At 62.3% G+C, this 6394-nt stretch carries 6 protein-coding genes; 2 read left to right on the forward strand and 4 right to left on the reverse strand.

The genetic code is table 11. The features are described 5' to 3' along the window. Positions 1-79: 79 nt before the first annotated feature. The 4 genes from QMX86_RS26890 to QMX86_RS26905 form a co-directional block, all read right to left on the reverse strand. Complete coding sequence (locus tag QMX86_RS26890) at positions 80-1045, reverse strand: Gfo/Idh/MocA family oxidoreductase (RefSeq protein ID WP_282387453.1); 966 nt, start codon at positions 1043-1045, stop codon at positions 80-82. 9 nt (positions 1046-1054) lie between these two features. Beyond that, positions 1055-1942, reverse strand: a complete 888-nt coding sequence (locus QMX86_RS26895) for a Dyp-type peroxidase (RefSeq protein ID WP_122751398.1) — start codon at positions 1940-1942, stop codon at positions 1055-1057. Between the two features lie 74 nt (positions 1943-2016). Beyond that, positions 2017-2754, reverse strand: a complete 738-nt coding sequence (locus QMX86_RS26900) for a DUF72 domain-containing protein (RefSeq protein ID WP_273528617.1) — start codon at positions 2752-2754, stop codon at positions 2017-2019. 10 nt (positions 2755-2764) lie between these two features. Beyond that, positions 2765-4552, reverse strand: a complete 1788-nt coding sequence (locus QMX86_RS26905; protein ID WP_041478664.1) for a thiamine pyrophosphate-requiring protein — start codon at positions 4550-4552, stop codon at positions 2765-2767. Between the two features lie 180 nt (positions 4553-4732). Between QMX86_RS26905 and QMX86_RS26910 the strand changes: the two genes are divergently transcribed. Both QMX86_RS26910 and yghU read left to right on the forward strand, forming a co-directional pair. Further along, positions 4733-5236, forward strand: a complete 504-nt coding sequence (locus tag QMX86_RS26910) for a cupin (protein WP_122751396.1) — start codon at positions 4733-4735, stop codon at positions 5234-5236. A 231-nt stretch (positions 5237-5467) separates the two neighbouring features. Continuing rightward, positions 5468-6307 (forward strand): glutathione-dependent disulfide-bond oxidoreductase, encoded by an 840-nt coding sequence (gene yghU, locus QMX86_RS26915; RefSeq protein ID WP_016774444.1) that lies wholly within the window; start codon positions 5468-5470, stop codon positions 6305-6307. Positions 6308-6394: the final 87 nt, after the last annotated feature.

A 6394-nucleotide genomic window follows, 5' to 3' on the forward strand; every position in this document is an offset into this window, starting at 1 on the left:
CATTCTGTCAGTCAACACCTCCGTGACTGACACACCGCTTTCGCGAGCAGGCTCGCTCCCACCGGGGATCGTGAGCTATTCAGCGTTTGAGGATCCAGTCCATGACCCAATCGGTCTTGACGGCTTGCTCGGCCACGGCGGGATGCTGTGAATCACCCCGAATATGCGCATTCATCCCCAGCACGTGATGCCACTGAATATGCTCGTGATGAGCGATCTCCAGGCTGATCTGCTCATCGGCATCCAGCTGCACCGGATGCTCGTCAAACACGGAAAACCCGATGCGCCCTTTGCTGCCGATGATCTCGACCCGATCCTCACGCCGGTCCGCAACAAAGTTCCAGCAGCCCATGCCCAGCGCTCCGGAGGCGAACCGCCAGGTGGCGCTGACCGCATCTTCCGCCGTGTACAGACCCGCCTGACGCGCGGTGAAACCGGCGACTTCAACGATGTCGCCAAGCAGATACTGGAACAGGTCCAGGCCATGGCTGGCCAGGTCGGCAAAGTAGCCGCCGCCAGCCACCGCCGGGTCGGTGCGCCAATTATCGCGACCCTCAAGATCAGCCGGCGACGGCGCTTTGGTCAGCGTCCAGCTCAGATGGCGGACATCGCCGATGCGCCCCTCCTCCAGCCATTGCCGCACCTGAGCGAAGCGCGGCAGCGAGCGGCGGTAATACGAGACGAACAAGTGCAGACCGGCAGCGGCAAACGCTTGCTGCATCTCGCGGCTTTGCCCGGCGTTGAGCGCCATGGGCTTTTCCACGCAGCAATGCTTGCCGGCGGCGGCGACTTTCAGGCTGTAGGCGTGGTGGCTGTCGGGCGGTGTGGCGATGTACACCGCGTCCACTTCGGGATCGTTGATCAGCGCATCGACATCGGTGTAGACGCGGCTGATGCCGTGGCGCGCGGCGTAGTCGGTCACCGCTTCGAGACGTCGGCCCATCACTGCGACCAGTGCCGAACCGGGCGCCTTGTAAAAGGCCGGTCCGCTCTTGCGTTCAGCGACACTGCCGCAACCGATCATGCCCCAGCGCACCACGTTCATGTGCAGTCCTCAGCCGATGCGCAGCGCGCGTAGATCAAGACGTCCGTCCTTGAGCGGCGGGCACCAGTAGTAGCCGCCGGTGATTGGCCGGCTGATCTGATACAAGCCATCGGCGATACCGTCCTCCAGACCGCTCATACGGCGCAGCTGTGCTTCGAAGGCATCCAGCGAGAAACCAAAAGCGAGGAACATCAAACCGGCGCGATCGCCTTCGATCCATGGCATCGAGCGGCGCACCACGAACGCTTCCGGCGCAAAGCTTTCCTGCGCGGTGCGTTTCACGTGGGCGGAGATCGGCGCGTCGTCGATTTCTTCGTTATCGCTCAAGCGCCGTCCCATGATGTCGTCCTTGGCGCCGGCAGACAGGCGATGAAAACCCTTGAGGTCGTGCTGCCACTGCTGGATCGCGGCGAAGCTGCCACCGACCAGCCCGTCCGCGCCACTGCTCAGCAGCGCGGCGGCGACAGCGGCGTCATCGTGGGGGTTTTCCGTGCCGTCCTCGTACCCGGTAAGGTCGTGGCCGTCCATGTGGCGGAAGGCTTCCTGCATCTCGACCAGACGCAAGGCCGGGGCCAGCGCGGCTTCGATAGCGTTGCAGCGGTTGAGCAGCTCACCCCGGTCGACACCGTGCAACCAGATCCACAGGGCATGCTGGGTCGACGGGTTATTCACGCCAACGCCGGTCAGCGCCGGGAAGCTGCGCAGGCCAGCGATTTCGACATTCAGCGCCTTGGTCAACGACTCACCAAAGCCAACCACCGCCGACTTGCCATCCACCAGCATCAGCAGGCTGTCGATCACTTGCGGCAAGGCTTCAACCGACGCCAGGGCGAAAAACAGATGACGTGCTTGGGCAGGAACAGGGGTGGCGAGAATGCCCGGCTGGTAGTAACTCATGTGAACTCCTTGAAAAAGTGCGCGGAGTTTACCTGTAGCCGGATCGTTTGTGTGGGTGGCGAGAGCGTCGTCGTTCAGCGTTCAACGCCTTCGATCAACGCCTTCAAAGCCAGTGCATCGGCGGTGGCGGCACCGCTGGCGGTGTTGTCGAAGATGCACCAGATGTCTCTGCCGTCGGCCTTCGCGCGCCGCAGGTTCTGAGCAAGCTGTTGCAGATAGGCCGCTTCATAAGCGCTGTGATAAATCCGTGGCGAGCCGTGCAGGCGCCAATACTGCAGGCCTTGCCAGCCACCCGGTGCGGTGTCGGTGCTGATCCGCGAGGGATCGACCACCGCCTGGGCAATCTGCAGCTCCATCAGCATTGCCTCAGCCTCAGTCCACGATTCGTGTCGCGGCTCCAGCACTACACTGCCCGTGAACCGCTCGCGCAGGGCATGAAAAAACGCCTCGGCCACCGGCGCATCGAAGGCGAGTTTTGGTGGCAGTTGCACCAGCAGGCAGCCGAGTCGATCACCCAAGCCCTGGCATTGCCCGAGAAACTCATCGAGCGCGGCCGCGCTGTCCGCCAGCCGCTGTTCATGGGTGATGAGCTTCGGCACTTTCACGGCGAAGCGAAAGTCCGGCGCTACCGAGTCGGCCCAGCGTTCGTAGGTCTGACGGCGATGCGGGCGATAGAACGAGCTGTTGATTTCGACACAGTTGAAGCGCGCGGCGTAGCGTTGCAGGTGCGTGCCTTCGGCGGGGAATGCCGGCCAGTGCTCGCGCCCGAGACTCCAGCCGGCGCAACCGATGTAGATGGTTGACTCGTTCAAGCGCACACCGTCATTTCTTCCCGGGCAACACGGCGCCCAACACCTGCTTGGCGGTCTGCACAATCACCCCGGCTTCGTCCGGATCGCCCTTGAGCAGGGTCGTGGCGAATTTCTTCGCTTGCTCAAGCTTGATGTGCGGTGGCAGCGGCGGCACGTTCGGGTCGGTCTTGAACTCGATCAGCACCGGCACTTCCGAGGCGAGTGCCTGTTCCCACGCAGCGGCGACCTCTTCTTCACGATCAACGAAAATGCCCTTGAGGCCGATGGAAATCGCGAACAGGTGATACGGCACGTCCGGGATGCTCTGCGACGCTTCGAACTTGGGATCGCCCTCCATCACCCGCTGCTCCCAGGTGACCTGATTGAGGTCTTCGTTGTTGAACACCGCGCAGATCCATTTCGGGCTCTGCCATTGCCGCCAGTATTTGGCGACAGTGATCAGCTCGGCCATGTTGTTCATCTGCATCGCGCCGTCGCCGACCAGGGCAATGACCGGGCGTTCCGGGTAAGCAAATTTCGCCGCGATCGCATAGGGCACCGCCGCGCCCATCGAGGCCAGGCCACCGGACAGTGAGCATTTCATGCCGCGACGGATTTTCAGGTCACGGGCGAACCAGTTGGCGCAAGAGCCGGAGTCGCTGGTGATAATTGCCTGCTCAGGCAAGCGCGGTGACAACTCGTAGACCACTCGTTGCGGGTTGACCGGATCGGCTTTGGCCATGGCGCGTTTTTCCAGGGTTTTCTCCCAGCTGCTGCGCCAGCCTTCGATCTTCTTGCGCCATTTGTTCGAGGTTTTCTGTTCCAGCAAGGGCAGCAACGCGGCGAGGGTTTCCGCTGAATCGCCGACCAGATTGACCTCCATCGGATAACGCAGGCTGAGCATGTCCGGCTGCAAGTCGATCTGCACGCCGCGCGCCTGGCCTTCCTTGGGCAGAAACTCGGAATACGGGAAGCCCGAACCGATCATCAGCAAGGTGTCGCACTCGCTCATCAGCTTGTAGCTGGGCTCGGTGCCGAGCAGGCCGATGCTGCCGGTGACCCACTGCAAATCGTCAGGCAATGCGGCTTTGCCCAACAACGCCTTGGCGACGCCCGCGCCGAGTTTTTCCGCCACGGCGATGACCAGATCGGTCGCCTCCAGCGCGCCGGCACCGACCAGAATCGCGACTTTCTCGCCGCTGTTCAGTACCTCGGCGGCGCGTTGCAGATCGGCTGCATAAGGAACGACTTTCGGCTTGCTGTAGCCGACGCCGGAATGCGCGGTGCCATGGGCGCGCGCCGGTTGTTCGTAAGGCAGATCCTGCAAGTCATTGGGCAGAATCAGCGCGGTGACGCGGCGCTCGCCGACCGCAGTGCGCACCGCGCGATCAAGCAGATGGCGCACTTGCGACGGCGCCGAAGCCTGCTGCACAAACGCACCGGCGACATCCTTGAACATCGACACCAGATCCAGTTCCTGCTGGTAGTGACTGCCCAGCGCCGTGCGCGCCTGCTGACCGACAATGGCCAGCACCGGCATGTGGTCCATGCGCGCATCGTAGAGGCCGGTGATCAGGTGCGAAGCGCCGGGGCCGGAAGTGGCGATGCACACGCCCAGCTCGCCGGTGAACTTGGCGTGGGCCGAGGCCATGAACGCGGCCATTTCCTCGTGCCGTGCCTGAACGAATTCGATCTTGCCTTTGGCCCGGCTCATGGCGCCGAAAACGCCGTTGATGCCATCCCCCGGATAACCAAAAATTCGTGTGACGCCCCATTCGCTGAGCCGCTCAACCAGAAAATCACCAACTGTCATCGTCATCTTGACCCTCGCCATTTACCGCTGCATAGACATGTAAGGGTCTGGACATCCCGCTGCGCGATGAAGTTTCGCTGGTTTGTCCGGGCATGAACTTCGCCGCCGTGTTTGCGCGGCAATGATTTTTTGAGGCGTGCGCCCTGCTCTGTGGTCGATTGAGAAATGATCGAAGGAGGATGGGCCATGACTGAAGTACAAACCCTGCTGCTTCAACGCAATGACTGGGTGCCGAACAATCCGCGTCTGCTGGTGCTGATCTACCGCAGCGCGATTGCCGTTGAAGGCGACGATCCGGCGGCGCGCTTCGAGCAGACCTTCGGCGCCAATGGCTGGCCGGCGCAGTGGCGCTACGGCATTTATGACTATCACCACTACCACACTGAAGGCCACGAAGTGCTTGGCGTGGCGGCCGGTCAGGCGCGGTTGATGTTGGGCGGGCCTGGCGGGCAAGTCGTCGACGTCAGTGCCGGGGATGTGTTGTTGCTGCCGGCCGGGACCGGGCACTGCAATCTGGGATCAAGTGAGGATTTTCTGGTGGTGGGTGCTTATCCGCCGGGGCAGCAGGCGGATATTTGCCGGGCCGCGCCGAGTGATGCGCAGTTGGCGCGGATTGCGGGGCTGGCGTTTCCTGAGACAGATCCGGTGCAGGGAGTCGGGGGTGCGGTTGGGCGGTATTGGAGCCGTTAGGCGCGGCGACCCTGCCGGCGCTTTCGCGAGCAGGTCGCTCCCACGGGAGATTTGTGCCTGACTCCGAACCTGTGGGAGCTGGCTTGCCAGCGATTGCGGTGGGTCAGCCAATATTGATGCTGGATGTGCCGCCGTCATCGCTGGCAAGCCAGCTCCCACAAGGTAGTGTTCTCAATCCTTTCGAGATACGGTGTCTACCTGTTCTCTCCCAGCATCGACGAGGTCCGTTTCATGAGCAATGCGTCTTACGTTCCGCCCAAGGTCTGGAAACACGAAGCTCCTTCCGGCGGCCACTTCGCCAGCATCAACCGGCCGATCGCCGGGCCGACCCACGATAAGGAACTGCCGGTCGGCAAGCATCCGCTGCAACTGTATTCGCTGGCCACGCCCAACGGTGTGAAAGTCACCATCATGCTCGAAGAGCTGCTCGCACTCGGCCACAGCGAGGCCGAATACGACGCGTGGCTGATCCGCATTGGCGAGGGCGATCAGTTCTCCAGCGGCTTTGTCGAGGTCAACCCGAACTCGAAAATCCCGGCGCTGCTGGATCGCAGCGTCGAGCCGCCGATCCGGGTGTTCGAGTCCGGTTCGATCCTGCTGTATCTCGCGGAAAAGTTCGGCGCCTTGCTGCCCAAGGATCCGGCCGGTCGCACCGAAACCCTCAACTGGCTGTTCTGGCAAATGGGCTCGGCGCCGTACCTGGGCGGCGGTTTCGGGCACTTCTACGCATATGCGCCGGAGAAGCTCGAATACCCGATCAACCGCTTCACCATGGAAGCCAAACGGCAGCTGGATGTGCTCAACCGCCGTCTCGCCGACAACGCCTATCTGGCCGGCGACGATTACACCATCGCCGACATCGCCGTGTGGCCCTGGTACGGGCAACTGGTGCGCAACAACGTTTACTCGGCGGCGGAATTTCTCGCGGCGCACGAGTACACCCATGTGCAGCGCTGGGCCGAAGAAATCGCCAAGCGGCCAGCGGTCATGCGTGGGCAGCGAGTGAATCGCACCTGGGGTGATGAAGACAGTCAGGTGCCGGAGCGGCATGGGGCGAAGGATCTGGACTGATTTAAAAAAACCGCATAACCCTGTGGGAGCGAGCCTGCTCGCGAAAGCGGAGTATCAGACAACGCATCTGTTGAATGACACACCGCC

Source organism: Pseudomonas sp. PS01270, from assembly GCF_029959775.1.
Lineage (GTDB): Bacteria > Pseudomonadota > Gammaproteobacteria > Pseudomonadales > Pseudomonadaceae > Aquipseudomonas > Aquipseudomonas atacamensis.

Coding starts and splice junctions, on each gene's coding strand:
- QMX86_RS26890 (WP_282387453.1), bottom strand. CDS start 1,045: ATGAACGTGGTGCGCTGGGGCATGATCGGTTGCGGCAGTGTCGCTGAA.
- QMX86_RS26895 (WP_122751398.1), bottom strand. CDS start 1,942: ATGAGTTACTACCAGCCGGGCATTCTCGCCACCCCTGTTCCTGCCCAA.
- QMX86_RS26905 (WP_041478664.1), bottom strand. CDS start 4,552: ATGACGATGACAGTTGGTGATTTTCTGGTTGAGCGGCTCAGCGAATGG.
- QMX86_RS26910 (WP_122751396.1), top strand. CDS start 4,733: ATGACTGAAGTACAAACCCTGCTGCTTCAACGCAATGACTGGGTGCCG.
- yghU (WP_016774444.1), top strand. CDS start 5,468: ATGAGCAATGCGTCTTACGTTCCGCCCAAGGTCTGGAAACACGAAGCT.